Below are 25,934 nucleotides of genomic sequence, written 5' to 3' on the forward strand. Positions count from 1 at the left end.
ACCCCCGGGGCGAGGACCCGCCCGGGAGGAGCGGTCGGCGGTGAGCGGTGCACGTCTGTTGCGTCGGCGCCTGCGGACCCACCCGGTGGCCGTCGCCGCCATCGTCGTCTCGGTGCTCATGGCACTGGTCGTCGTCACGGCGCTGCAGCTCCTCGCCGCCGCCATCACCGAGGCCGGGGTGCGCTCGACGCTCGACGTGCCTCCCGCCTCCCGGTCGCTGGTCCTCGCGGGCTCCCTGAAGCCCGGTGACCTCGACCCGGTCGACACCGCGTTCCGGCGTGCCGTGCAGCGACTCCCGGACGTCACCGTGACCCGGGTCGGGACGACGACCACGCGGGCGCTGCCGTCCGGGGCCGCCACCGACCGTGCCTTCCTCGCCGACGTCGCCGGCATCGACACGGCCGCCGACCTCACCGACGGGCGGTGGCCGGTGGCACCGGACGACGCGGCCGCCGCCGGCGACGGGACCGTCGAGGTGGCCCTGCCCCAGCCGGCGGCGGAGGCGCTCGGTCTCGCGGTCGGTGACGAGCTCGAGACCGCCGACCTCGTCGACGAGGACGCCCCGCCGGTGACGCTGGAGCTCGTCGGTGTCTTCCGGCCCCGGTCGCCGCAGGACGCGCTGTGGGTCGACCTGCCGCTGGGCCTCAGCGGCGTGACGACGACCGACTTCACGACGTACGGCCCGTTCGTGCTCGCCCCGGGCACCTTCGACGGCCCGCTCGTCGGGAGCTCGGCGGTCACGTGGCGGGCCACCCCCGACCTCGGCGTGGTCGGCGCGGCAGAGCTGCGGGCGCTGGGCCGCGACGTGGACGCGGCCGCTCGCGACCTGCGCCGCGCCACCGGCCTGCCGGAGCAGGCGGGGGCCGCGGGGGCCGCCGCCCCGGCCGGGCTCGCCCTGCGCGGCCCGCGGGTGACGACCTCGCTGCCGGGGCTCGTCGACGCCGCCGGTCTGGTCGGTGACCGGATCCGGGTGTCACTGCTCACCCCCGTGCTGCTGCTGGCGCTGCTCGGCGCCGTGGCTCTCGTCGGGTCCGCAGCCCTGCTCGCGACGCTGCGGGACGGCGAGACCAGGCTGCTGCGCACCCGCGGAGCCTCCACCGCCCGGCTCGCGGCGCTCGCAGCGGGCGACGCCTGCGCCGTCGCACTGCTCGGCGTGCTCGGCACGCTGCTCCTCGCGCCGGGCGTCACGCGCCTCGCCGCCGGTCTCCCCGGGCCCTGGTGGACGCCGGCCGATGCGGCCGACCCCGCCCTGTGGCGCGCCCTGCTGCCCTTGGTCACGCTCGCGGTCCTCGTCACGGTCGCGACGACGCTGTGGGTGGGCCGGGCCGCCCGCGGCGCCACGACGGGGGCGGGTCGCCGGCGGGGGGCCCGGTTCGCCGCCGGGTCCGGCCTCGACCTCCTGCTCGTGCTGCTCGGCGCCCTCGCGGCCGTCCAGCTGCGCCGGTACGACACGGCGGGCGCCACGACGGTCGACCCGCTGACGGCGGCGGCCCCGGCCCTGGTGGTCGCCGGGCTCGCCGTCGTGTGCCTCCGGCTGCTGCCCCCCGTCGCCCGCTGGGTCTCCCGGGCCGGCGTCGGCCGGGCGGGGCTCGACGCGGCCTGGGGCGGGTGGCAGTTCGCGCGGCGGGCGGCGAGCCAGGGAGGCACCCTGCTCCTCGTCCTCCTCGCCGTCGGGATGGGCACCATCGCGCTGGGGCACTCCGCCACGGTGGGTCGGGCCGTCGAGGACCAGTCGGCCTTCGAGGCCGGTGCACCGGTGCGCGTGGTCCGCGGGATCTCCGGCGGGGACGCGCTGGGCACCGGCGCGCTCGCCACCGCCGTGTCGGGCGGCCCCGAGCGGGTGTCGCCGGTCTGGCGCTCGGTGGTCGACCTCGGCGGCATCGACGACGTGACCGTGCTCGGGGTCGACGCCGCGACGGCCGGCCGGGTGGCCGACCCGAGGCCCGACACGCTCGGCGCGGCGACCTGGCAGGACCTCACCGGGCGGCTCCTGCAGGCCCGGGACGTCGGGGGCGGTGTCGAGCTGCCCGGGGACCCCCGCGAGCTCGAGCTCACGGTGCGGGTCGAGGGGGCCGGCTCGCTGCAGCGGTTCGGCGTCGGCTTCCCGGCCTCGGCGCACGTCCGGGACTCCCGCGGCCTGGTCACCTCCCTGCCGCTCGGGGGCCTGTCCGCCACGGCCCGGACCGTGTCGACCGACCTCACCGGCAGGGACCTGCAGCCACCGCTGGCGCTCGTCGGGGTCTCGGTCCCGGTGCCGGGGTTCGTCGCGTTCCGGGCACCGGAGGCCACGATGGTCCTGGACGTGCAGGCGGTGTTCGTCGACGGGGTCGAGGTGCCGACCGGTGGTGCCCTCGCGGAGGCATCCGACCAGCGGGGGCTGTGGCGGGCCGCGGCCCCCGCTGCGCTCGACGCCGTCCCGGTCGTCCTCACCCGGGAGGTGGCGGACGCCCTCCAAGCCGGAGCCGGACGGTCGGTCGTCCTCCCGCTCGGCGTGCGCGACCTCACCGTGTCCGTCGTCGGGGTCGTCGACAGCCTGCCCACGGCCGCGACGCCGACCCGTGCCGTGCTGCTCGACCTGCCGACCGCGATGGCGTTGCCGGACCGCACCGAGGCGGGTGCGGTCCGCTCGCGGGCGGTCTTCGACCCGGGGGAGTGGTGGAGCGCCCCGCCGGACCCTGCGGCAGCGGCCGCCCGGCTCCGCGCGGACGGGGCGTACGGCACGGTGGCCGTGGTCCGCGACGAGCTCGTCGCGGACCGCCGCGACGACCCGGTGAACGCCGGCATGCGCTCGGCGATGCTCCTCGTGACCGCGGCGTCGGTCGTCCTCGCCATGGTGGGCTTCGCCGCCAGCACCGCCGCGCTCGGACGCGCCCGCAGGCACGAGAACGCGGTCCTCCTCGCTCTCGGCATGCCGACGCGGCGGATCCGGCGCGTCCTGGCGGCGGAGCGGGTCCTCGTCGTCGTCGTCACGGTCCTGGTGGGCCTGCTGCTCGGCGTGGTCGCCGCGCTCGTCGTCGTCCCCCTCCTCGTCGGGGGTGACGGTCACGCCCAGGTGCCGTCGGTCCGGGTCGTGCTGCCGCCCCTCGTCCTCGGCGGGTACGTGACGGTGCTGCTGCTCTGCCTCTCGGCCGTCGGCGCGCTCGTCCTGCGCGCGAGCGTGCACCACCTCGCCGGCCAGCTGCGGGAAGGGGAGCCCTCGTGAGCCCGGGCCTGGGGCCGTGGCGCCTCGTGCGCCGCGGGCTCAAGGTGGCCCGGGGCACCGTCGTCGCCCTCACCGTGCTCGCCGCGGTGACGACCACCTACCTCGTCGTCACGGCGCGGGTGGAGTCCCGCGCCGCGGACGTCGCCATCGCCGACACGGTCTCGCAGGCACCCGCCCAGGCCCGTGAGGTCGGACTGTCCGCACTCCCGGCCGTCGTCCCGTCGCGCCCCGACGAGACGGGCGACCCGCGGGAGGGGCCCACCGCCCCGTTCGAGGCCGTCGACGAGGCGCTGCGTGACGTCCTGGGGCCGGAGGTCGTCGCGCTCCTCGAGGAGCCGACCTGGGCCGCCCAGACCGAGCCGCTGGCGGCCACCCGGCCCGGTGGCGAGGCGATCCGTCCCGACGGCACCCAGGCCGTCGTCCGGGTGCAGAGCGGACTGGCCGAGCGGGTCGAGTGGACGTCCGGCGGGGCGCCGGGGCCCGCCCTGGACGAGGTGCGGACCATCACCGGGCCGACGGGTGCGGCGCACCCCGCCCGCGTCGTCCCGGTGGCCGTCTCGGCCGGGACCGCCCGGTCGTGGGGCCTGCGCGTGGGGGATGCCCTGGACCTGACCCCCGTCGGCGACCAGACGCCGATGGCCGCGGTGGTCTCGGGGGTCTTCGTGCCTCTCGAGCCCACGGACGGCTTCTGGGCCGCGGAGCCGCGGATGGCCGGTCTGGCCGCGATCCCGACCCCGCAGGGTGGAGTCGTGCCACAGGGTGCCCTCGTCGCCGCGGCGGAGAGCTACGGTGCCGTCTCCGACTCCCTCTGGCGCACGCCACCGGAGGCCGAGGAGCCGGCGGAGTCACCCGTCCTGGCCGCGACCTGGCGCTACCCGCTCGATGCCGGCCGGCTGACCCAGGAGGATGTCGAGCCGATGCGGCGCGTCCTCGTCCGGCTCGCCACCGACAGCCGCCTGGTGGGGCTCACGGCCCGACCGCTGGAGACCACCACCGGGCTCGCCGGGCTTCTCGACCGGTACGACTCGGCGGTCGCGGGTGCCCGCGTCCTGACGTCGTTCGCGACCGCGGGGCTCACCGCGCTCGCGGTGCTCGTCCTCGCGCTCACCGCCATCGTCGCGGTGCGCCGGCGGGCGCCCGAGATCCGCCTGCTGCGCGCCCGCGGTGGCTCGGTCCGGCAGGTGGTGGCCCAGGTCGGCACCGGCACGGCGGGCTCCACCCTGCCCGTCGTCGCCCTCGCAGCCGTCGCCGGGATGCTCCTGGTCCCGGGCACCACCGGCACGGACCTGTGGCTCCAGGTGGCGGCCGTCGGGCTCGTCCCCGTCCTCGCGACGGCCGGTGCGGCGCTCGCCCAGGTCCGCGAGCTCGACCGGAGCGACGCGTCCGAGGACGCCGTGCGGCAGCGGCGGGTCGTGCGCCTCGCCCGCCGCCTCGTCGCGGAGACCGGTGTGCTCGCCGTCGCCGTGCTCGCCGTGCTGACGGTCCAGGCCCGCGGCGGTCAGATCGCCGCCGGGCGCACCGACTGGTACGCCGCCCTCACGCCCGTCCTCGTCGCGATCGCCGTCTCGCTCCTCGTCCTGCGCCTCCTGCCGTGGCCGGTGCGGTGGGCCTCCGGGCTCGCCGGGCGGGGACGCGGGCTCGTCGCCTTCGTCGGTCTCGCCCGGGCCGCGCGCACCGGGGCCGTGGCGGCCGTGCCCGTCGTCGCCGTCGTCGTCGGCTCCTCGGTGCTGGCCCTCTTCGCCGCCCTGTCGCTGACGATCCAGGACGAGCGGGAGGTCGCCTCCTACCGGGCGGTCGGCGCGCCCGCCCGGGTCGACGCCCTGCGGGTCGACCCCGAGGACATCGCCGCGCTCGAGGCGCGCCCCGGGGTCGGCGTGGCCGTCGCGGCCTATGTCGAGTCCGCCCAGCTCGTCGCCGGGAGCCGTGCGGAGCCGGTCGAGCTCGTCGCGACGGATGCCGCCGCGTACGCGCGGGTCGTGGCGGGCACCCCGCTGGCCCTCCCGGCGGTGCCCGGGGTCGAGGGGGACCCGCTGCCCGTCGTCGCCGGTGCGCTGCCGGACGCCGAGGGCGGGGTCGAGCTGCTCGTGCGCGGCGTGCGCATCCCGGTGCGAGCCGCAGCGCTCGACGAGGACCTGGTGCGCGACGACGGCACGCGCGCGGTCCCCATGGTCGTCGTCGACCTCGCGCGCCTGCGCGAGGTCGTGCCGGCGGCCCAGCCCGACACCGCCTTCCTCACCGTCGACGACACCGGTGCCGCCGCTCTCGACGGGCTCCGCGACCCCGGCTCGCTCACCCCGAGCGGGCGGGTGACCGGGGTGGCCACCGCCGGCGCCGTCACGGACCGCGTCGCGGCCCTGGCGCTGCCGCGGCTCGTCGCGGGCACGTACGCGGTGGGGGCGGGACTCGCCGCCCTGCTGACCCTCCTCGCCGTCGCCCTGCTGCTCGCGGCGACCAGACCCGACCGCACCGTGCTCGTCCTCAGGCTCCGGGCCATGGGGCTGCGTGACGGCGGCGAGCGGGCCCTCGCCTGGGCGGAGGTGCTCCCCGTCGTGGCGTTCGCCGCGGTGTCCGGGGCCCTCGTCGGCACGCTCGCGCCGCGCCTCGTGGAGACCGCCGTCGACCTGTCACCGTTGACCGGTGGGCTCACCCGCCCCGGTCTCCCCCCGCACGTGCCGACCGCCGTCGGCGCGGGCGTGTTCGTTCTCGTCCTCGGGGCGCTCGCCCTCGTCCTCGACGCCGCGTCCGCCCGGCGCGGCAGCCTCGCCGACCACCTGCGTGGAGGAGATCCGGCATGACCACCACCCCGACCGTCCGCCGCCGCGGCGCTACCGCCGACGAGCCCCCGCAAGGACCGGACATCCTGTGCGACAACCTGGTCCGGATCTACCGAGCGGAAGGGATCGAGGTCGTCGCCCTCCAGGGGCTCGACCTGACGGTGGGGCGCGGCGAGCTCGTCGCCCTCGTCGGCGCGTCGGGCTCGGGCAAGTCGACGCTCCTGGGGATCCTGTCGGGCCTCGACACCCCGAGCGCCGGGCTCGCGCGGGTCGCCGGGCACGACCTGTCGACCACCGACCGGCGGGCCCGGCTCGAGTACCGCCGCCGCACCGTCGGCTTCCTGTTCCAGCAGGCCGGCGCCAACCTCCTGCCGTACCTCACGGCGGCCGAGAACGTCGAGCTGCCGATGCTGCTGGCCGGGGTGCGCCGTCGCGAGCGGGCCACCCGGGCGCGCGACACCCTCGAGGTCCTCGGCATCGCCGAGTGCGCCGACCGCCGCCCGGCCGAGCTGTCGGGCGGGCAGCAGCAGCGGGTGGCGCTCGGGGTCGCCGTCGCGAACCGGCCGCGCGTGCTCCTCGCCGACGAGCCGACGGGGGAGCTCGACACCCGCAGCAGTGACGAGGTGTTCGAGGCGATCCGGCGGGCCAACAGCGAGCTCGGCACGACGGTCCTCGTCGTGACCCACGACCCGCTCGTCAGCGAGCACGTCGCGCGGACGGTCGCGATCCGGGACGGCCGGACCTCGACGGAGGTGCTGCGGCGCGACGGCGGGCACCCCGCCGAGGAGTACGCCGTGCTCGACCGCGCCGGGCGGCTCCAGCTGCCCCGCGCGTTCACGGCGAGCCTGCAGATGCGGGACCGCGTCCGCCTCGACCTCGAGCCCGACCACATCGGCGTCTGGCCCGCGGCCCCCCGACCGGAGGAGGACTCATGATCGGCGAGCGGCTCGTGGTCCGGGACGTCCACCGGACCTTCGGCGTGGGTGCGACGGCGGTCGAGGCCCTGCGCGGGGTGTCGCTGGAGGTCGCGCCCGGCGAGCTCGTGGCCGTCCGCGGGCGCTCCGGCTCGGGAAAGACGAGCCTGCTCAACGTCATCGGTGGGCTCGACCGCTGCGACTCGGGGTCGGTGCACCTCGGCGAGCGCGAGGTGACGGCGATGTCGGACAACGAGCTGCTCGCGCTGCGCCGCGGGCCGGTGTCGTACGTCTTCCAGTCCTTCGGGCTCGTGCCGATCCTCACCGCGCGTGAGAACGTCGGGGTGCCGCTGCGGCTGCGGGGCGTCGACCCGCGCGACCGGGAGCGTCGCGTCACCGAGGCCCTCGAGCACGTCGGCCTGGCCGGGCACGGTGAGCACCGCCCCGACGAGCTGTCCGGTGGGCAGCAGCAGCGGGTCGGGCTGGCCCGGGCGCTCGTCGCCGAGCCGGGGCTGCTCCTGGCGGACGAGCCGACGGGACAGCTGGACTCCGAGACGGCTCGCGAGATCATGGCCCTGATCGCCCGGCTCGCCACGGAGCGTGCGATGACCACCCTCGTGACGACGCACGACCCCGTGCTGCTGTCGGCGGCCGACCGGGTGGTCGAGATCGCCGACGGGGTGGTCACGGCGGCCGCGCCCGGCGTGCGCGTGGGGGGCGGCGCGGGCTAGTCCGTGGGGCCGGGGACCCGGACCATCCCCTCCTGGGCGACCGTCGCCACGAGGGTGCCGTCGGCGGCGAACATCCGGCCGAGGCCCAGGCCGCGGCCGCCCTCGGCCGAGGGCGACTCCTCGGCGTACAGCACCCACTCGTCGGCGCGGGCCGGCCGGTGGAACCACATCGCGTGGTCCAGGCTCGCCATCCGCAGGCCCGGCGTCGTCCACGGCAGGCCGTGCCGCCGCAGGATCGGCTCCAGCAGGCTGTAGTCGGAGGCGTAGGCGAGGACGGCCTCGTGCACCAGCGGGTCGTCCGGGAGCGAGCCGACGGCGCGCATCCACACGTGCTGCTCGGCCCCCGGGGTCCGCACGCCGGTGAAGAGGTCGCCCTCGACGTGGCGCTGGTCGATGGCGCGGTCCACGAGGTGCCGGGCGCGCGGGTCGTCGATGCCGGCGAAGGTGTCGCGCAGCGAGCGGAGCGACTCCGGCCCGGGGACCTGCGGCATCGTGTCCTGGTGGTCCACGCCCCCGTCGGGGACCTGGAAGGACGCGCTCATCGACAGGATCGGCTTGCCGTGCTGGACGGCGTGGACGCGGCGGGTCGAGAACGACCGGCCGTCGCGCATCCGCTCGACGCTGAAGGTGATCGGCTGGGTGTCGTCGCCGGGGCGCATGAAGTAGGCGTGCAGCGAGTGCAGCCGTCGCCGCTCGCCGGGCAGCGTCGCGACGGTCCGGCCCGAGGCGATGACCCCCTGGGCGAGCACCTGCCCGCCGAACACCCGCCCGTGGGGCTGCTTCTGGCTCTCGCCGCGGAAGAGCGTGATGTCCTCGGCGAAGGTCTCGGGCAGGGTCACCCCGTCGGCGGCGTCGAGCATGCGGGGCTGGACACTCACCTGGGCCGAGCCCAGCTCCTCGAGGTCCAGGGTCCTCAGGAGGTCGAGGAGGGCGGCGGGCTGCTCGGCGGTCACGCCGCAACGATAGCCAGCCCGCGGGGGGTGCTCAGGCCACGAGGGGCCGGCGGGCTCCGGCGGTGTGGCGCCGGCCACGCTCGCCGGTGCTCGCCCGGCCGCTGCGGACCCGGTGGGCGGCCCGGGCGAGGCGGGCGACCGCCTCCGTCATCGTCTCCGGAGGGAGGACGTGCGGGATGCGGATCCAGCGGTCCAGGCCACCGTCCACCGCGAACCGGGGACCGCTCGCGACGAGCAGGCCCTCGGCCTCGGCGGCCGCGGTGAGGGCGGTGGAGCCGACTCCGTCGGGCAGCTCGCACCACAGGGACAATCCGCCCCGCGGCACCCGGAACCGCAGCTCGGGGAGGTCCTCGCGCAGGGCCGCCGTCAGGGCGTTGCGAGCGGCCACGAGGTCGGAGCGGCGCTCCGCCGTCAGGGCGGGGGCCTGCCGCAACAGCTCGACGAGCACCAGCTGCTCGAGGACGGGCGCGCCCAGGTCGCTCGTGACCCGCGACTCGACGAGCGCGCGCAGTGCCCCTCGGGGCGCCCTGATCCAGCCGGTCCGCAGTCCACCCCAGTGCGACTTGGAGGAGCTGCCCACGCTGATCGCGTCGACGGAGTGCGCGGCGAACGGCAGGGGGGACCGGCCGCCCTCGAGGTCGATCTCGGCGACCGTCTCGTCGATGACCGGCGTCGTCCCCGCCGCCCGGAGCCGGTGGGCGAGCGCCGCCCGCTGCTCGTCCGCCATGAGGGCGCCGGTCGGGTTGTGGAAGTCGGGGATGAGCACCGCGGCCCGCGCGGACGCGGACCCGATGGTGCGGGCCGACTCCTCGACGTCCCAGCCGTCGGGGTCGACCGGGATCGCCCGGAGCCGGGCCCCGAGCGCCCGCAGCCCGTCGAGGGTGTTCGGGTACGTCGGGTCCTCGACGACGACGCGGTCGCCGGGGCGGAGCAGTGCGCGCGCCACCACCCCGAGGCCGGCGACCGCCCCCGAGGTGACGAGCACGTCGTCGGCGGAGGTGGGCAGGCCGCGGTCGCGGTAGCGCTGGGCGATGGCCTCGCGCAGCTCCGGGACCCCGAAGGTCAGGTACCCCGCGCCGGTGAGGTACGCCGGCAGCTGCTCGACGGCCCGCTCGTAGGCCTCGACGATGCCGCTCGGCGCGCGGGTCGCGGCGCAGGTGAGGTCGACGACGTTGGCCGCGACGTCGGCGGGGAACAGGCCGCCCGTGCCACGCGGGTGGGTGCCCGAGGGCAGCGTCGCGACCGACCCCGACCCCTGGCGCGACGCGAGGTAGCCGGCCTCGCGCAGGACGTCGTAGGCCCGGGTCACGGTGGTGCGGCTGAGGCCGAGGTGGTGGGTCAGGTCACGCTCGCTCGGGAGCCGGGTCCCGACGGCGATCCGGCCGTCGGCGACGGCGAGCCGGAGCGCGTCGGCCAGCGCCCGGTAGGCGGGACGGGCCCGGGCGACGTCCCCGACGAGCCGCGCGGTCCGGGCGGCGCTCACGGTGGGGGTGGCGGGTGACATGAGGCCACTGTCCCACGATTGGCCCTCGATTACGGAGCCAATTCCGCCGACGATGGTGGGCATGTCCCCGCTCCAGCTCGTCCGGCGCACGGCGGCCCGCCGGGTCGACCTCGTGCCGATGAACCCGGTCGACCAGCTCCGCGCCGGGCACCTCGGTCGGCGCGTCACCCAGCTCCTGGCCGGCCTCGTCCTCTTCGGCGTCACGATGGCGCTGCTCCTGCGGGCCGGTCTCGGGCTCGAGCCCTGGGGCGTGCTCCAGTACGGCCTCATCCAGCACGTGCCGATGTCCTACGGCGCCATGAGCATCGCCGTGTCGTTCGTCGTCCTCTTGCTCTGGGTCCCGCTGCGGCAGTGGCCGGGCCTCGGCACCGTCCTCAACGCCGTCGTCATCGGGCTGGCCATCGACGCGACCCTCGCCGTCGTCCCCGACATCGAGGGGCTGCCGTGGCGGGTGCTCACCATGCTCGTCGCGATCGTCGGCAACGGGGTCGCCGGGGCGATGTACATCGGCAGCCAGCTCGGCCCCGGCCCGCGGGACGGGCTGATGACCGGGCTGTCCCGGCGCACCGGCCGCTCGATCCGGCTCGTGCGCACCGGCCTCGAGGTCACCGTCGTCACCCTCGGGTGGCTGCTCGGGGGAGTCGTCGGCATCGGGACCCTGCTCTACGCGCTGCTCATCGGGCCGGTGGTGCAGCACTTCCTGCCGATGCTCACGGTCCGGGTCCACCCACCCGTGCGACGTCAGGACGCGGCGGGCGCGAGCCTCGCGTCCGGCTCGGAACGCCAGGACCAGATCGCCGCCGCCAGCGCGGCGCACAGCAGCACGAGTGAGATCCCGAGCGCGCCGCGCAGCGCGGTCCCGGGGTCGCCGGTGCGCGACACGGTCACCTGATAGGCCGTCATGAGGACGGCGGCGCCGATCGCGGCGCCGATGCGCTGACCGGTCTGGAGCGCGCCCCCGGCCGCGCCGCCCATCCGGGTCGGGACGTCGGCGAGGGAGAGCGTGAAGTTCGGTGAGACGGTGGCCCCGCCCCCGAGCCCGGCGACGAGCAGCGGCACGGCGAGGACCAGCCACATCCACCGGCCGCCCTGCGACGGCGGGGCGAGCACGCCCAGCGCGACGACCCCGCTCATCATGACCGCCAGCGCGCCGACGGTGAGGGGGCGCCCGACCCGGCTCACGAGCCGGCCCGCGACCGGCGACGCGACGGCCGAGCCGACCGCGAACGGGGTGAGCAGCAGGCCGGCGTGCAGCGGCGAGTACCCCAGGCCGTCCTGGAGGTACACGCTGAGCACGAGGAAGATCCCCGTGAAGCCCGTGAAGTACAGGCTGCCCACGACGATGCCGCTCGCGTAGCCCGGCGTGCTGCGGAGCAGGCCGAGATCGAGCAGGGGGGCGGCCCCGGTGCGCACGACCCGTCGCTCCCAGCGGACGAAGGCGGTCGCCAGCACCGGGACGAGCAGCAGCAGCACCAGGGGGAGCCGACGCCCGGTCTCGAGGCTCACGACGGGGTAGAGCAGCGCGAGGACCGTGCCGCCGAGCAGGGCCGCACCCGGGAGGTCGAGCCGGGCGCCGGCCGGTCCGTCGGCGTGCACGCGGCCGGGGACGAGTCGGGCGATGGCGACGAGCAGGACGGCGCCGATCGGTACGTTGACGAGGAAGATCCAGCGCCAGCCGTCCTCCTCGCCGAACGCCGCGATGAGCAGCCCGCCGACGATGGGGCCGATGGCGGAGGACACCGACACGGTGAAGCCGAAGAGCCCGAAGGCGACCCCGCGCTCGCGGCCCTGGAAGAGGGACTGGATGAGTCCGGTGCTCTGCGGGGTGAGCAGACCGGCGGCGAAGCCCTGGACGAGCCGGGCGGCGACGAGGACGGCGACGTGCGGGGCGAGCCCGGCGGCCGCGCTGGAGAGGACGAACCCGGTGAGGCCGATGAGCATCATCCGGCGCCGGCCGTAGGCGTCACCGAGGCGGCCGCCACTGACGAGGACGAGCCCGAGGGCGAGCGCGTACCCCGACACGACCCACTGGATCGTCCCGGCGTTCGTGTCGAGGCCGGTGCGCATCGACGGGATGGCGACGTTCACGATCGTCACGTCGAGCAGGACCATGAAGCCGACGGTCAGGGTGACACCGAGGACCCGCCAGCGCCGGGGGTCGGGCTCGGCGGCCGCCGGCTCGGCGCGCTCCTCGGTCTCCTGGCTCACCCGCTCACGCTACGCGTCGCCGGGCGTCGGGCGGGCATCGGCGGGCGGACCCTGGACAGGCGCGGCCGGGCGCGGCGCTCAGCCGAGCAGGTCGGCGAGAGCCTCGTCGAGGTCGGTGTGCTCGAGGTGGAAGCCGTCGGCGAGGAGCCGGTCGGGGGTGGCGTGGCGGCCGGTGAGGGCCAGCGCGGGGTCGGAGCCGAACACGAGCCACGCCCCCACCCGCACGAGCGCGGTGGGCGTCGGTGGCGCCCACGGGCGGTGCAGTGCCCCGCGCAGGGCGCGCATGAGGTCGCGGTTGCGCACCGGCGTGGGGCCGGTGACGTGGACGACGCCGGAGAGGCTCGAGGCGGTCGCGAGGTGGAGGACCGCGCGCACGAAGTCGTCGACGTGCATCCAGGACACCCATTGCGTCCCCGGGCCGACCCGTCCGCCGAGGAAGCGCCGGGCGAGCGTGGTGAGGCGGTCCAGGGCCGGGGTGCCCTGCTCGAGGACGACCCCGGTGCGCAGGACGACGAGGCGTTCCGCGGCGGCCCCGGCCAGGGCGTGCTCCCACGCCGTCGCGACCCCCGCCATCTGCGGCGGCCCGTCGGCCGGCGGGGAGCCCTCGGTGAGCCGGGTCTCGCCCGCGTCGCCGTAGATCGCCAGCGTGCTCATCTGGAGCCAGACCGCCGGCGCGCCGTGCCGGCGCGACGCCTCGACGAGGGCGCGGGTCGGCTTGACGCGCGAGGCGGTGAGGCGGTCGACGGCCCGGCGGGTGGGGCGCCGGTCGACGAGCTCGCCGGCGAGGTTGACGAGGATGCTGCCCGGCACCAGGTGGCCCCAGTCGCCGGCGAGCGAACGGCCGTCCCAGCCCAGCTCGAGGTGCGGGGCGTCGGCGCGGGGGCTGCGGGTGAGGACGACGACGGTGTGCCCGGCCGCCGCGAAGGCGTCGGCCAGGGCCCGGCCCAGGGACCCGCGACCGCCCGCGAGGACGACGGTGGGCCGGGCGGCGCGCGGCGGCTCAGCCATCGACGGCGAGGGCGAAGGGCAGGACGGCGGGCGCCCCGGCGAGGCGCAGCGCGCGCCCGGCGACGGTGAGGCTCCAGCGCGTCGAGACGACGTCGTCGACGAGGAGCACGGGCCCGGGGGTGGTGGCCAGGGCCGCGGCGAGCTCGGGGCCCACGACGAGCCGTTCCCAGACCCCGGCGAGCCGGTAGGCGCTGTTGCCGCCCATCTCGCCGGTGGGGCCGCCGTGGGCGAGGTCGAGGGAGCCGAGGAACCGGAGCCTGCCGATCTCGGCGAGGCCGGTGGCAAGGGACCCGACGAGCTGGGGACGGCCGCGCGAGGGCATCGCGACGACACCCACCGGCCGCTGCGCCCAGCCCCACTCGGCGAGCACGGGGACGCAGGCGCGGAGCAGCTCCGGGGTGGCCGGGGCGTCCTCGCGCAGCACCTCGCGCAGCCGCTGGCCCCAGCCGAGGTCGGAGAGCCGGGCGAGGGCGCGCCCCGCGGCCACGCCCTCCTCCGCCGGGATCCGGCCCTTGACGGGCACGCCGACGCGGTCCATCCCGGTGGGCCACTGGGCGCGGGGGTCGACGTCGACCCCGACCCGGGTGAGCCGCTCGCGGGCGGCCCCGACGACGGTGTCGGGGACGTCGGTGGGGTACCAGGGGCCGGCGCACCCGTCGCAGCGCCCGCACGGCACGGCGGTGTCGTCGTCGAGGCACTCCTGGAGGAAGGCCATCCGGCACGCGTCGGTGCGCTCGTAGTCGACCATGAGCTGCTGCTCGTCGCGGCGTGCGGCGGCGACGCGCTCGTAGCGGTCGGCGTCGTAGGTCCAGGGGACCCCGGTGGACACCCAGCCGCCGGAGACCCGCTGGACGGCGCCGTCGACGTCGAGCACCTTCAGGAGCAGCTCGAGGCGGGTGCGCCGGACGTCGACGGCGGTCTCGAGCGCCGCCGTCGACACGGCACGCCCGGCCTCGGCGAGGGCGCGGAGCACGGCCGCCGCCTGGTCCTCGCGCGGCATCGACACCGACGCGAAGTACCGCCAGATGTCGGTGTCCTCCGGGCCGGGCAGGAGGAGGACGTCGGCCCGGTCGGTGGCGCGGCCGGCACGGCCCACCTGCTGGTAGTACGCGACCGGGCTGCTGGGGGCCCCGAGGTGGACGACGAAGCCGAGGTCGGGCTTGTCGAAGCCCATGCCGAGGGCGGAGGTGGCCACGAGCGCCTTGACCTCGTTGTGCCGCAGCGCCTCCTCGAGACGCTCGCGGTCGGCGGGGTCGGTGCGGCCGGTGTACGACGCGACGGCGTGGCCGGCCTCGCGCAGGCTCGCGGCGACGTCCTCGGCGGCGGAGACGGTGAGCGCGTAGACGATGCCGGACCCCGGCAGGTCGCCGAGGTGCTGGAGCAGCCACCCCAGCCGCTGCTCGGGCGACATCGAGCGCAGCACTCCGAGGCGGAGCGAGTCGCGCGCCAGCCCGCCGCGGACCGTGAGCACCGGGCGCCCCCCGACGCCCAGCTGCTCTTCGACGTCGTGGACGACGCGGGCGTTGGCGGTGGCCGTCGTGGCGAGCACCGGGACGTCGTCGGGCAGGCCCTGGAGCAGGTCGCGGATGCGGCGGTAGTCGGGCCGGAAGTCGTGGCCCCAGTCGCTGACACAGTGCGCCTCGTCGACGACGAGGAGGCCGCACCGCCGCGCGAGGTCGGGGAGCTGCTCGTCGCGGAAGCGCGGGTTGTTGAGCCGCTCGGGGCTGACGAGCAGGACGTCGACCGCGTCCTCGGCGAGCGCCGCGCGCACCTCGTCCCAGTCCTGGGCGTTGGCGGAGTTCATCGTGACGGCCCGGATGCCGGCGCGGCCGGCCGCCGCGATCTGGTCGCGCATGAGCGCGAGGAGCGGGCTGATGATGACGGTGGGGCCGGCGCCCTCGGCGCGGCGCAGCGCGGTGGCGACGAAGTACACGGCGGACTTGCCCCACCCGGTGCGCTGGACGACGAGGACGCGGGAGCGCTGGGCCACGAGGGCCGAGACCGCCTCGAGCTGGCCGTCGCGGAAGTCGGCGTCCTCGCGGCCGACGAGCCGGCGCAGCGCCACCCGGGCGCGGTCGGCGAGCTCGGCAGAGGGGGGCGCGGGTGCGGCGGCGGTCGGTGTCGTCATGGTGCGCCCACCGTATGCCGCCGACCCGACACCGGGTGGACCGCCGTCCACAGGCCGGCGGCCCGGGTCAGGACCAGCCGGCCGGGTCGACGCCGCCGGGGACGTCGGCGTCGGGGTCGTAGGGGGTCCGGGTGAACCGGAACGAGGCGAGGTCCAGGTGGGACACCGTGCCGTCGGAGCGCCGCACCACCAGCAGCGGCTCACCGGCGTTGTAGCCGTCAAGGCCGACCCACGCGTCGGGCCCGACCCGGGCGAAGCGCGACCCCCGGGCCTGCCCGGGCTCGCCGAGGACGAGGTGCTCGTCCACGAGGCGCGCGGTGGTCGTCGACGGGCCCCAGTGCCACGTGCCGACGAGGTCCAGCAGCGACGCGTCCCCGGCCGCCGACCACGGGGGCACCGGGTGCGGCGCCTCCGCGTCGAGGACGCCGAGCAGGTCCTCGGTCAGCGACCGCAGCACGGTGGCGGAGGTCGTGTTCGTCATCGTCACGACGCCGTCGCCGCCCTCGAGGCGCACCCGGAGCCCCGCGAGGAAGCCCGGCATCGACCCCCCGTGGCCCGCGAAACGGGCGCCGTCGACGTTCCACACCTGCCAGCCGAGGCCGTGGGCGCCGGTCCACGGCTGCCCCGGCTCGTCGACGACGTGGTGCGGCTCGCACATCTCGGCGAGGGTGTCGGCGTTGAGCAGTCCCGCGGTGTCGCCGGCGAGGAAGCCGGCCCAGCGGGCGAGGTCGTGCAGGGTGGTCCACAGCTGGCCGGCCGGGGCCATCGCGCCGCCGTCGTGCTCGGGCTCGGGCAGCAGGACGTCGGCGAACGGGTGCACCGCCAGCCCCTGGGCCGCCCGGCCGCTGGGACGGGTCGTCGTCCGGGTCATCCCCAGCGGCTCGAGCAGCTCGGCCCGCACCACCTCGGCCCAGCCGGTGCCGTGGTGCACCTCGAGCAGCCGCCCGAGCGCGCCGTAGCCGACGTTGGAGTAGTGGAAGCGCCGGCCCTCGCGGAACCGCTGCCCGACCGGGGCGGCCGTGAGCGCGTCCCAGTCGCCGCCGGGCGTCCGCTCCCACCAGGGACCCGGCGTCTCGGCCTGGGCGCCGGCGGCGTGCGTCAGCAGCTGCTCGATGCTGGCGCGCCCCAGCGGCGAGCCGGGCACGTGCTGCTCGAAGCGGTCGGTGAGGTCGAGCCGGCCCGCGTCGCGGAGCCGGAGGACGCACACGGCGACGAAGGTCTTGGTGATCGAGCCCATCCGGTACTGGGTGTCGTCGTCGGCGGGCTCGCCCCCGGCGCGCCCGTCGAGGGTCCCGGCGGCCCCGCTCCACACGAGGGCGCCGTCGCGCACGATCCCGGCGACGACCGACGGCAGCCGGCCCGCGCGCTGGGCGGTGGCGAGCACGTGGTCGAGGTGGCGCGTCGTCGAGGGCTGCAGCGGCATCCGCCCACCCTAGGACCCGGCGGTGCTGGGAGGATGGGCAGATGCCCGGTCCCCACGCCTCCCGCCCCTACCGCGTCGAGGTGCCGCTGCGGTGGTCCGACATGGACGCCTACGGCCACGTCAACAACGTGCAGTACCTGCGCCTCCTCGAGGACGCCCGGGTCATCGGGTTCCGGGAGTGGTTCCCCGACCGGCCGACGCTGCTCGACGAGGGCATCGTCGTCTCCCGCCACGCCATCGAGTACCGGGCGCCGCTCACGTACCGGCCCGAGCCCGTCGAGGTCGACATGTGGGTGACGCGGGTGCACGGCGCCGGGTTCGACCTCGGGTACGTCGTCCGCGACCCGGACGCGGTGGGCGAGCGGGAGTACGCCGTCGCCGAGACCGGGCTCGTGCTCTACGACTTCGCTACGTCCACCCCCCGCCGCCTGTCGGCCGAGGCGCGCAGCCAGCTGGCCGCGCACTCCGGCGACGCCGTGACGTTCCGGTGGTCGGGCCGGTGACCGACGTCCTGCACCTCGTCGACGCCGCCTCGCTCGGGGACCTCGGGCGCTACGCCGGCCGGGCCCGGGCCCTCGACGACGCCGGGGCGATCCGGCTCCAGGCGTCGGGCGACGTGCTCGCGGCCTGGGTGGGCGTGGTCCAGGGCAGCGGCATCCTCGCCGAGGGGACGGTGCTCGGCCTGCGCACCTTCGCCCTGCGCGAGCCCGCGGAGTGCGACCTCGTCGTCCCGCTCGGCGCCGTCACGGACCGGACGGCCCGGCACGACGGGTCCGGCGACCTGGCGGTCCCGCCCCTGCGCGCGCTCGCGCCGTGGTCGGCGGTCAGCCCGCCCCGCTCGGGGTGGGAGCCCGCGGGGGAGGTGCCCGGTGACGACCTGGCCCGCGCCGCCCGGGCGGGGCTGGACGAGGTCAGCGCGGCCGTGCGGGAACGGGGAGCGGCGGCCGGGTTCGTCCGCGACCGGGTGTGGGCCACCGAGGTCGCCCCCGGCGTCCGGGCGGGCGGGGCGTTCGCGGCGTTCTCGCTGGGGTTCCTCGCGCCGGGTGGAGCGGTGCGGGTGTTCCGCGCGAACCGGTGGACGCGGCTCACCGCGCCCGGTGGTCACGTCCTGATGCGCTGACCCGCCGGGACGACGACGGCCGCGACGAGGGCCAGGCCGAGGAAGATCGCGCCGAACAGCGGGTTGTCCTGACCGGGCACGTGGAGCGCCGCGAAGGCGGCGGTGGCCGCCGCGATGCCCAGGACGCTGCCGAGGACGTCGGAGAGCTGGAGCGCGGAGGAGGCCTCGCCGTGGTCGTGCACCGGGCTCAGCTCGAGCGCCACGACCGTCGTCGTCGTCACGCCGGTGCCCATCGCGAGCCCGGCGAGGAACAGGGCGAGCACACTGAGCCAGCCGGGGAGGTCCGCCCAGGCGACGGCGGAGAGCCACACCAGCCCCGCGGCCAGGAAGACCCCGCCGACCTCGACGAGCCGGTACCGCGGCAGGTGCAGCACGTCGTGCCCCTGGTACCAGGCACCGAGGGCCCAGCCGATCGCCCCGACGGCCAGGGCGAGCCCGGCGACCTGCAGGCTCGCTCCCCGCTGCCCGACGAGGAAGAGCGGGACGTAGGTGATCCCGCCGTAGAACGCGGCGCACAGCAGTGCCCGGGACAGGATCACGCTCGGCAGGCCCCGGCCCATGACCCAGGTCGCGCGCGGCAGCAGGACCGGCGCGACGACGGCGACGCCGAGGAGGCCGACGAGTCCGACGACGGTCTTGGCCGACAGCTCGAGGTCGAGCTCGTGCGAGCCGAACTGCAGGGCACCCGCGGCCAGCGCCACGGCCACCCCGGCCCAGGCCGTCCGGACGTGGGTGCGGTGGTCGCGGGTGCTGACGACCTCGCGCAGGCGCGAGGTGTCGGTGCGCTGCTGGGCCCGGCGCAGTGCGAGCACGGTGACGAGTACCGGGACGACGACGCCGAGGAACACCCAGCGCCACGACAGGTGCTCGGTGACCCAGGCCGACACGGGGGGGCCGGCCAGCGCCGGGAGCACCCAGGCCGCCGACACGTAGGTGAACAGCCGCGGCCGGATCACCTCGGGGTAGACCCGGCCGGCGATGACGTAGAGCATGACGACGAGCAGCCCACCGCCGAGCCCGGTGAGCGCCCGACCCACGAGGAAGACGTCGAAGCGCTCGGCCAGGCCGCATGTCGTGGAGCCGACGGCCAGCAGCACCTGCCCCACGAACGCCCCGGGCAGCGGGCCGGACCGGTCGGTCCACACCCCGGCGAGGACGATGCCGAGGAGCTGGGCGGTCAGCATGACCGAGAACGCGAAACCGTAGGAGCGCACGGCGTCCAGCTCGCGGGCGACGTCCGGCATCGCCGTGGACACCGCCATGGACTCGAAGGCCACGATCGTGACGAGGGCCAGGACGGCGACCGTGACCTCGAGGTAGGGACGGCTCAGCGGCCCTGCGGCCGTCCGGGTCGTCTGCTCGTGCACTTGCGCCAATCTAGCCTCCGGACCCGGCCATCGGGGGGTGTCCGCGCTCGACGAGCACGTCGCGCAGGACGTCGATCCGGTCGGCCACGATCCCGTCGACCCCGAGGTCGAGCAGGCGGTGGTACTCCTGGGCGTCCTCGCGCGACCAGTCGTGGAACCACACGTGGACGTGCTTGCCGAGCCGGTGGGCGCGCCGGACGAGCCCGGGGGTGACGAGGGTGATGGTGCGGCCGCCGACCCGGTGCTCGGCCGGGATCTGGAACACCGGTGCCGGGGTGTGCAGGAGGCGGGTCACCGGTCCGGGGCCGAACCGCAGGGCCGCGGTGCCGAGCTGCCCGGCCGCGGTCGCGACGTCGGGCCCGAGCGCCCTGCGGACGGCCCGGATCCGGCGCGGCGAGAACGACCCGAGACAGACCCGCCGGGTGGCGTCGTGCCGGCGCACCACCTCGAGGGTGGGCGCGAGCGCGGAGTCGGCCTTGACGTCGATGTTGAGGAAGGTGTCGGGGAAGGCCTCGAGGAGGTCGCCGAGCAGGGGGACCGGCTCGATGCCTCCGACGCGGGCCTGCCGCACGACGGACCACGGCAGGTCGGCCACCCGCCCGCGCGCGTCGGTGACCCGGTCCAGCACCGTGTCGTGGAACGCGACGGCCCGGCCGTCGGACGTCGCGTGCACGTCGGTCTCGAGGTACCGGTAGCCCATCGCCACGGCGCGCCCGAAGGCCGCGAGGGTGTTCTCGAAGCCGATGTTCTCGGGCAGCCGCGCCCCGCCCCGGTGCGCCAGCGCGATCGGGGCGGGGGAGGAGAGGTAGGCGTAGTCGGCAGCGCGCACGTCAGGCGGTGGCCACGCGCAGCCAGGCCGTGGTGTCGGCCGGGAGGTGGCCGGGCGAGAGCGGCCCGGACGCGACGAGGACCTCGCCGTCGGGGAGCGGGACCGGGTCGGGGCCGATGTTCGCGAGGACGAGCACGTCGGCGTCCCGCTCGGGCGAGCTGTTGCGGACCGCGACGACCGTCTCGGAGGTGAGGGCGTCCCACGTGAGGGCGCCACGCCCCAGGCACTGCTGGTGGCGGGTCCGCAGCAGGGCCTTGTAGAGCTCGAGGGTGGAGCCGTCGACGCCCGCCTGCTGGTCGACCGCGAGGTCCGCGTACGCCTCGGGCTGGGGCAGCCACGGGTCGTCGCCCGGCCCGAAGCCGAGGCTCGGGGCGTCCTTGACCCACGGCATCGGCACCCGGCAGCCGTCGCGGCCCGCGATGGCGTGGTCCGTGCGGTGGAAGGTGGGGTCCTGGCGGACCTCGTCGGGCATCGTCGTGTGCTCGGGGAGGCCGAGCTCCTCGCCCTGGTAGAGGTACGCCCCACCCGGGAGCCCGAGCATGAGGGCCGTCGCCGCTCGCGCCCGGCGCAGGCCGAGCGCGGCGTCGGGCTGGGGGTCGGTGGCCCGGATGCCGTTGGTCCGCGGCGCGCTCTGGTCCAGGCCGAGCCGGGTCGCGTGCCGCACGACGTCGTGGTTCGAGAGCACCCACGTCGTCGGCGCACCGACGGCGTCGTTGGAGCGCAGCGAGGACTCGATGACCCGGGCGAGCGCCGCCGCGTTCCAGTGCGTGTCGAGGAAGTCGAAGTTGAAGGCCTGGTGCATCTCGTCGTCGCGGACGTAGCGGGCGAGCCGGGTCGCGGGCTTGACCCAGGCCTCGGCGCACAGGATGCGGTCGGGCTCGCCGTAGGAGTCCAGGACGTCGCGCCAGGCGCGGTAGATCTCGTGGACCCCGTCCTGGTCCCACATCGGGGCGTTGCCGGTCGCGCTGTGGTCGAGCACCATCGTGCCGTCGTGACCCTCGAGCTCCTCGACGTCGCGGCCGATCCCGCTGGGCCCGGTGTCGGCGTCGACCTCGTCGAAGACGCCCATCGGGCCGTGCCAGTCGGGGAGCCCGTCCTCCTTCACGAGGCCGTGCGCGACGTCGACCCGGAAGCCGTCGACGCCGCGGTCGCACCAGAACCGCAGGATCGACTCGAACTCCGCGCGGACCTCGGGGTTGTGCCAGTTCAGGTCCGGCTGGGTGACGTCGAAGATGTGGAGGTACCACTGGCCCGGCGAGCCGTCGGCCTCGGTGACCCTGGTCCAGCCGCGGCCGCCGAACACCGACGACCAGTTGTTCGGGGGCTCCGCACCGCCCGGGCCGCGGCCGTCCCGGAAGACGTACCGGTCGCGCTCGGGGCTGCCGGGTGCCGCGGCGAGCGCGGCCTGGAACCACGCGTGCTCGCTGCTCGTGTGGTTGGGGACCAGGTCGACGACGACCTTCAGGCCGAGGTCGTGGGCGGTCGCGATCATCGCGTCGGCGTCGTCGAGGGTGCCGAAGCGCGGGTCGATGTCGCGGTAGTCGGCCACGTCGTAGCCCGCGTCGTTCATCGGGGAGACGTAGAAGGGGCTGAGCCAGACCGCGTCGACGCCGAGGTCCCGCAGGTACGGGAGGCGGGCGGTGATCCCCGGCAGGTCACCGATGCCGTCGCCGTCCGCGTCGGCCCAGGAACGGGGGTAGATCTGGTAGATCACCGCGTCGTGCCACCAGGGCGCGTCCGGCTCGTCGGCGCGGTGGACGATCGTGCCGGGAGCGGTCAGGGCGGGTGTGCTGTCGTGGGTCACCCGCACCATGCTTCCGCATCGCCGGGGCTCGGCGAAATCCCCGTGCAGACGGGTTCAGGGGGCGAGCGGAGGGACGTCCTCGGCGCTGTTGACGAGCATGTGGGCCGCGCGCAGGAAGTAGTCGCGCATCTGCTCCGCCTGGGGCTCGGGGATGCCCGCCGCGTCGACCGCCGCCAGCATGTGACGCATCCACCGGTCCCGCATGTCCAGGGTCACCGGGAACGGTGCGTGGCGCATCCGCAGCCTCGGGTGGCCGCGCTCCTGGCTGTACGCCGTCGGGCCGCCGAAGTACTGCTCGAGGAACATCCGGAGCCGGCGCTCGGCCGGCGCGAGGTCCTCCTCGGGGTAGAGCGCCCGCAGCGGGGGGTCGGCGGCGACACCCTCGTAGAAGGCGTGCACGAGCCGTTCGAACGTCGGCGCCCCGCCGACCTCCTCGTAGAGGCTCATCGCGGGCCGGCCGGGGCGAAGGGCGGCAGCGGCGGACCCTGGATGTCGTTCGCGTCGAACGCGGCCTTGATCCGTGCCCGCAGCTCGCGCTGGACGGCGAAGTTCTCGCCGGCGAGGGTCTTGGCGAGGACCTTGACGGTCACGGTCTGCCCGGCGATCGAGTCGACGCCGAGCACCGTGGGGGCCTCGATGAGCTTGGGCTCCCACTCGGGGTCGACGGCGAAGGTCCCGCACACCTCACGGACGACCTCGAGCACCCGCGAGATGTCCTCGCGGTACGACACTGGCATCTCGACCCAGGCGGCGCCGTAGCCCTGCGACCGGTTCCCGATCCGGATGATCTCGCCGTTGCGGACGTACCAGACGACGCCGTCGAAGTCGCGCAGCCGGGTGATCCGCAGCGTGACCTCCTCGACGGTGCCGATGGCCTCGCCGGTGTCGACGACGTCACCCACCCCGTACTGGTCCTCGAAGATCATGAAGATCCCCGACAGGAAGTCCTTGACGAGGCTCTGCGCGCCGAAGCCGATCGCCACGCCGCCGACGCCGGCGGAGGCGAGCAGGGGGCCCAGGGGGAGGCCGATGAGACCCATGATGGTGAGGGCGGCGACGACGCCGATGACGAACGTCGAGATGCTGCGCAGCAGCGACCCCACTGTCTGGACCCGGGAGCGGTGCCGCTCGCCCGCCAGGCCGATCGTCGTCGCGAGGACGTTGCCGCGCGCGTCGGTCTCCCGGGTCCGCTCGCTCGAGCGGGAGGTCATCGTCGCGACGGTGCGCCCGATGAGCCGGTGCAGGGCCCAGCGGGCGACGAGGGCGATGAGGATCGTCGCGAGCACGCGCAGGCCGTCGGTGAGCAGCCAGGCCTGGGCGGCCTCGACGACTCCGACGACGACCTGGGTGTCGAGCGCGGCCAGGTCGGGCAGGCTGAGGACGGTCGTGGCGTCAGTCACGGGCATCACGCTCCTGGGCGGTCAGGGCGCGCGCCACCGGGTCGCGGTTCTCGGCGACGAGGCGGCGCATCGCGGCGGGGGCGTCGGGGTGCTCGTCGAGCCACGTCTGCGTCGCGTCGAGCAGGGCGGCATCGGCGAGGGGGCGGGGGTAGAAGCCGAGGACGATGGCCTCGACGAGGGCCGAGGAGCCCTTCTCCTCGACGGTGTCGAGCATGGCGTGGTACCTCTCGACGTAGGGGCGCAGCAGGTGCTCGGGGGTCCCGGTGCGGACGAGCCCGAGCCCGAGCGCCTCGACGACGGCGTTCGGCAGGCCCGTCTCCTCGACCGCGGCGCGCCACGCCATCGCCTTGGCCTCGGCCGTCGGCATGGCCGCCCGCGCCCGGGCGGCCCGCTCACGACCCGTCGCGGTGTCCTCCCGGGCACGCTCGGCGTCGATCTCCGCCTCGTCGGCGGCACCGACAGCGGCCAGGGCGGTGAGCAGGGTCCAGCGCATCTCGAAGTCGACGTCGAGCCCGTCGAGGGTCTCGGTGCCGTCGTAGAGGGCGCGCAGCGCCGCCGGGTCGTCGCCCGCGGTCGTGAAGCCGGCCGCGGCGGTGACGAGCTGCAGCTGGGCGTCGCTGCCCGGTGCGGCGGCCCGCGCCAGCTCCCAGAGGCGGTCCCGGGCGCCCGCCCGGGTGGCCTCCCGGTGCTGCGGCGCGGTGTACGAGAACACGGCGACCCGCAGCTGGGCGAGCAGGGTCCGCAGCAGGGTGGAGTCGGCCTCGTCGGCGAGGCTCGCGAGGGCGAGGTCGGCGAACGCGCGCGCGCCCATCTCGGCCTCGCGGGTCATGTCCCACGCCGAGGCGAGCACGAGCGAGTGGGGCAGCGAGGACGTGAACGCGCGCGGGTGCGCCAGGGCCGTCGCGAGCGAGCGCTCGTCGAGCCGGATCTTCGCGTAGGTGAGGTCGTCGTCGTTGACGAGGAGGAGGTCGGGCTGGTCGCGGCCGAGGAGGGCCGGGACCTCGGTGAGCGGGCCGTCGACGTCGACCTCGAGGACGTCGGTGCGCTGCAGCTCGCCGTCGTGCAGGCGGTAGAGGCCGACCCCGAGCCGGTGCGGGCGCGGGACCCCGATGCCCTCGGCGGAGGTCTGCTCGATGACCGCCGACGCGATGCGGCCGCGGTCGTCGACCTCGACGCGGGCCCGCAGGGTGTTGACCCCGGCGGTCTCGAGCCACGCGGCCGACCAGGCGTGCAGGTCGCGCCCCGAGGTCGCCTCGAGCTCGACGAGGAGGTCCGCGAGGCTCGTGTTGCCCCACGCGTGCTTGCGGAAGTAGGTGCGGAGACCGTCGCGGAACGCGTCCCGACCGACGTAGGCCACGAGCTGCTTGAGCACCGACGCGCCCTTGGCGTAGGTGATGCCGTCGAAGTTGACCTCGACGTCGCGCAGGTCCTCGATCGGCGCGACGATCGGGTGGGTCGTCGAGAGCTGGTCCTGGCTGTAGGCCCAGTCCTTCTCGTAGGTGCAGAACGTCGTCCAGGCGTCGCGCCACTCGGTGGCCTCGGCCTGGCACGTCGTCGACGCCCACTCGGCGAACGACTCGTTGAGCCAGAGGTCGTTCCACCAGCGCATCGTCACGAGGTCGCCGAACCACATGTGGGCCAGCTCGTGGAGCACGGTCAGGGCGCGCCGCTCGACGAGGGCGTCGGGCACCTTGGAGCGGAAGAGGTAGATCTCGGAGATCGTCACGCACCCGGCGTTCTCCATCGCCCCCATGTTGTACTCCGGCGAGAACAGCTGGTCGTACTTCTCGAACGGGTAGGCGCAGTCGAACTCCTCCTCGAAGAACGCGAAACCCTGCTTCGTCAGCGTGAACAGGTTGTCGGCGTCGAGGTACGGGGTGAGGCTGCGGCGGCAGAAGATGCCGAGCGGGATCTCGCCGGCCCGGGTGGTCACGGAGTCGCGGACGACGTCGTACGGCCCGGCGACGAGGGCGGTGATGTAGCTCGACAGGCGCGGGGTCCGCGGGAACCGCCAGGTCGCCGACCCCTCGCCGGCGGGCTCGGACGGGGGCGTCGGCGAGTTGGACACGACCTGCCAGTGCGCCGGTGCCGTGACCGTGAACGCGAAGCCGGCCTTGAGGTCGGGCTGCTCGAAGACGGGGAAGGCCCGACGGCTGTCGGGGACCTCGAACTGGGTGTAGAGGTACACCTCGTCGTCCACCGGGTCGACGAACCGGTGGAGCCCCTCGCCGAAGTTCGTGTAGCGACCCGTCGCCCGCACCGTCACCGTGTTCTCGGCCTGGAGCCCGGGCAGGCGCACCCGGCTGTCGGCGTAGTGGGCCGCCGGGTCGAGGGAGGTGCCGTTGACGACGAGCTCGTCGACGGAGGCGCCGACGAAGTCGAGGAAGGTCTCGGCGCCCGGGGAGGAGCAGCTGAACCGCACGGTGCTCGTCGTCGCGAACGTCTCGTCGCCCGTCGTCACGTCGAGGGCGATGTCGTAGGTGTCGACGGTGATGAGACCGGAGCGGGCAGCAGCCTCGTCGCGGGTGAGGTTCGTGCCGGGCACGGGGGCTCCTTGCGGATGAGAGAG

At 75.9% G+C, this 25,934-nt stretch carries 18 protein-coding genes and 1 pseudogene; 7 read left to right on the top strand and 12 right to left on the bottom strand.

Annotation, left to right across the window (positions count from 1 at the left end):
- Window positions 1–40: 40 nt before the first annotated feature.
- Genes Q0963_RS14440 through Q0963_RS14455 form a run of 4 tightly spaced genes read left to right on the top strand, consistent with a single transcriptional unit; the run spans window position 41 to window position 7,621 of the window.
- Window positions 41–3,202 (top strand): FtsX-like permease family protein, encoded by a 3,162-nt coding sequence (locus tag Q0963_RS14440; protein ID WP_299447328.1) that lies wholly within the window; start codon window positions 41–43, stop codon window positions 3,200–3,202.
- Window positions 3,199–5,997, top strand: coding sequence for a hypothetical protein (locus Q0963_RS14445; protein ID WP_299447331.1), 2,799 nt, complete (start codon window positions 3,199–3,201; stop codon window positions 5,995–5,997). The genes Q0963_RS14440 and Q0963_RS14445 overlap by 4 nt, the downstream gene beginning before the upstream one ends.
- Window positions 5,994–6,911: an ABC transporter ATP-binding protein gene (locus tag Q0963_RS14450; protein WP_299447333.1), complete on the top strand. Its 918-nt coding sequence runs from the start codon at window positions 5,994–5,996 to the stop codon at window positions 6,909–6,911. Before Q0963_RS14445 ends, Q0963_RS14450 begins: the two co-directional genes overlap by 4 nt.
- Window positions 6,908–7,621, top strand: coding sequence for an ABC transporter ATP-binding protein (locus Q0963_RS14455; RefSeq protein ID WP_299447335.1), 714 nt, complete (start codon window positions 6,908–6,910; stop codon window positions 7,619–7,621). The genes Q0963_RS14450 and Q0963_RS14455 overlap by 4 nt, the downstream gene beginning before the upstream one ends.
- Here Q0963_RS14455 and Q0963_RS14460 read toward each other — a convergent pair.
- Together Q0963_RS14460 and Q0963_RS14465 are read right to left on the bottom strand one after the other, a co-directional pair.
- Window positions 7,618–8,481 carry an acyl-CoA thioesterase II gene (locus Q0963_RS14460; protein ID WP_299447413.1) on the bottom strand — a complete coding sequence of 288 codons (864 nt, stop codon included), beginning with the start codon at window positions 8,479–8,481 and terminating at the stop codon, window positions 7,618–7,620. The genes Q0963_RS14455 and Q0963_RS14460 overlap by 4 nt on opposite strands.
- 124 nt (window positions 8,482–8,605) lie before the next feature.
- Window positions 8,606–10,078, bottom strand: coding sequence for a PLP-dependent aminotransferase family protein (locus tag Q0963_RS14465; RefSeq protein WP_299447337.1), 1,473 nt, complete (start codon window positions 10,076–10,078; stop codon window positions 8,606–8,608).
- 61 nt (window positions 10,079–10,139) lie between these two features.
- Here Q0963_RS14465 and Q0963_RS14470 point away from each other — a divergent pair, with 61 nt between their 5' ends.
- Window positions 10,140–10,970, top strand: coding sequence for a YitT family protein (locus Q0963_RS14470; RefSeq protein ID WP_299447339.1), 831 nt, complete (start codon window positions 10,140–10,142; stop codon window positions 10,968–10,970).
- A gap of 32 nt (window positions 10,971–11,002) precedes the next feature.
- On the opposite strand, the pseudogene Q0963_RS14475 reads toward Q0963_RS14470, so the two are convergent.
- From Q0963_RS14475 to Q0963_RS14490, 4 genes and pseudogenes are all read right to left on the bottom strand, one after another.
- Window positions 11,003–12,190: pseudogene (locus Q0963_RS14475) on the bottom strand (MFS transporter); the annotation flags it as partial.
- 174 nt (window positions 12,191–12,364) lie between these two features.
- Window positions 12,365–13,294, bottom strand: coding sequence for an epimerase (locus Q0963_RS14480; protein ID WP_299447341.1), 930 nt, complete (start codon window positions 13,292–13,294; stop codon window positions 12,365–12,367).
- A complete protein-coding gene (locus tag Q0963_RS14485) occupies window positions 13,287–15,422 on the bottom strand; it encodes a RecQ family ATP-dependent DNA helicase (RefSeq protein WP_299447343.1) in 2,136 nt (711 codons plus the stop codon). Before Q0963_RS14485 ends, Q0963_RS14480 begins: the two co-directional genes overlap by 8 nt.
- A gap of 67 nt (window positions 15,423–15,489) precedes the next feature.
- Window positions 15,490–16,845: a serine hydrolase gene (locus Q0963_RS14490; RefSeq protein WP_299447345.1), complete on the bottom strand. Its 1,356-nt coding sequence runs from the start codon at window positions 16,843–16,845 to the stop codon at window positions 15,490–15,492.
- Between the two features lie 41 nt (window positions 16,846–16,886).
- Between Q0963_RS14490 and Q0963_RS14495 the strand changes: the two genes are divergently transcribed.
- Both Q0963_RS14495 and Q0963_RS14500 read left to right on the top strand, forming a co-directional pair.
- Window positions 16,887–17,348, top strand: coding sequence for a thioesterase family protein (locus tag Q0963_RS14495; protein ID WP_299447347.1), 462 nt, complete (start codon window positions 16,887–16,889; stop codon window positions 17,346–17,348).
- Window positions 17,345–17,965 carry a hypothetical protein gene (locus tag Q0963_RS14500; protein ID WP_299447349.1) on the top strand — a complete coding sequence of 207 codons (621 nt, stop codon included), beginning with the start codon at window positions 17,345–17,347 and terminating at the stop codon, window positions 17,963–17,965. The genes Q0963_RS14495 and Q0963_RS14500 overlap by 4 nt, the downstream gene beginning before the upstream one ends.
- On the opposite strand, the gene Q0963_RS14505 is transcribed toward Q0963_RS14500, so the two are convergent.
- Genes Q0963_RS14505 through pepN form a run of 6 tightly spaced genes read right to left on the bottom strand, consistent with a single transcriptional unit; the run spans window position 17,947 to window position 25,910 of the window.
- Entirely contained in the window at window positions 17,947–19,332 is a 1,386-nt protein-coding gene (locus Q0963_RS14505; protein ID WP_299447351.1) for an MFS transporter, read from the bottom strand. The genes Q0963_RS14500 and Q0963_RS14505 overlap by 19 nt on opposite strands.
- 10 nt (window positions 19,333–19,342) lie before the next feature.
- On the bottom strand, window positions 19,343–20,161 hold the full coding sequence (locus Q0963_RS14510) for a glycerophosphodiester phosphodiesterase family protein (protein WP_299447353.1): 819 nt from the start codon (window positions 20,159–20,161) through the stop codon (window positions 19,343–19,345).
- 1 nt (window position 20,162) lies between these two features.
- Window positions 20,163–21,974: a glycoside hydrolase family 13 protein gene (locus Q0963_RS14515; protein WP_299447355.1), complete on the bottom strand. Its 1,812-nt coding sequence runs from the start codon at window positions 21,972–21,974 to the stop codon at window positions 20,163–20,165.
- A gap of 45 nt (window positions 21,975–22,019) precedes the next feature.
- A complete protein-coding gene (locus tag Q0963_RS14520; protein ID WP_299447357.1) occupies window positions 22,020–22,412 on the bottom strand; it encodes a globin in 393 nt (130 codons plus the stop codon).
- On the bottom strand, window positions 22,409–23,365 hold the full coding sequence (locus tag Q0963_RS14525) for a mechanosensitive ion channel family protein (RefSeq protein WP_299447359.1): 957 nt from the start codon (window positions 23,363–23,365) through the stop codon (window positions 22,409–22,411). The genes Q0963_RS14520 and Q0963_RS14525 overlap by 4 nt, the downstream gene beginning before the upstream one ends.
- Window positions 23,358–25,910 (bottom strand): aminopeptidase N, encoded by a 2,553-nt coding sequence (pepN, locus tag Q0963_RS14530; protein ID WP_299447361.1) that lies wholly within the window; start codon window positions 25,908–25,910, stop codon window positions 23,358–23,360. Before pepN ends, Q0963_RS14525 begins: the two co-directional genes overlap by 8 nt.
- Window positions 25,911–25,934 lie beyond the last annotated feature (24 nt).

Origin of the sequence: uncultured Phycicoccus sp., from assembly GCF_947495705.1 — a bacterium.
Taxonomy (GTDB): Bacteria; Actinomycetota; Actinomycetes; order Actinomycetales; family Dermatophilaceae; genus Phycicoccus.

Bases quoted from the DNA above. Each gene is read 5' to 3' on its own strand.
- Q0963_RS14450 (WP_299447333.1), top strand. From the start codon at position 5,994: ATGACCACCACCCCGACCGTCCGCCGCCGCGGCGCTACCGCCGACGAG.
- Q0963_RS14455 (WP_299447335.1), top strand. From the start codon at position 6,908: ATGATCGGCGAGCGGCTCGTGGTCCGGGACGTCCACCGGACCTTCGGC.
- Q0963_RS14460 (WP_299447413.1), bottom strand. From the start codon at position 8,481: ATGCTCGACGCCGCCGACGGGGTGACCCTGCCCGAGACCTTCGCCGAG.
- Q0963_RS14465 (WP_299447337.1), bottom strand. From the start codon at position 10,078: ATGTCACCCGCCACCCCCACCGTGAGCGCCGCCCGGACCGCGCGGCTC.
- Q0963_RS14470 (WP_299447339.1), top strand. From the start codon at position 10,140: ATGTCCCCGCTCCAGCTCGTCCGGCGCACGGCGGCCCGCCGGGTCGAC.
- Q0963_RS14480 (WP_299447341.1), bottom strand. From the start codon at position 13,294: ATGGCTGAGCCGCCGCGCGCCGCCCGGCCCACCGTCGTCCTCGCGGGC.
- Q0963_RS14485 (WP_299447343.1), bottom strand. From the start codon at position 15,422: ATGACGACACCGACCGCCGCCGCACCCGCGCCCCCCTCTGCCGAGCTC.
- Q0963_RS14490 (WP_299447345.1), bottom strand. From the start codon at position 16,845: ATGCCGCTGCAGCCCTCGACGACGCGCCACCTCGACCACGTGCTCGCC.
- Q0963_RS14495 (WP_299447347.1), top strand. From the start codon at position 16,887: ATGCCCGGTCCCCACGCCTCCCGCCCCTACCGCGTCGAGGTGCCGCTG.
- Q0963_RS14515 (WP_299447355.1), bottom strand. From the start codon at position 21,974: ATGGTGCGGGTGACCCACGACAGCACACCCGCCCTGACCGCTCCCGGC.
- Q0963_RS14520 (WP_299447357.1), bottom strand. From the start codon at position 22,412: ATGAGCCTCTACGAGGAGGTCGGCGGGGCGCCGACGTTCGAACGGCTC.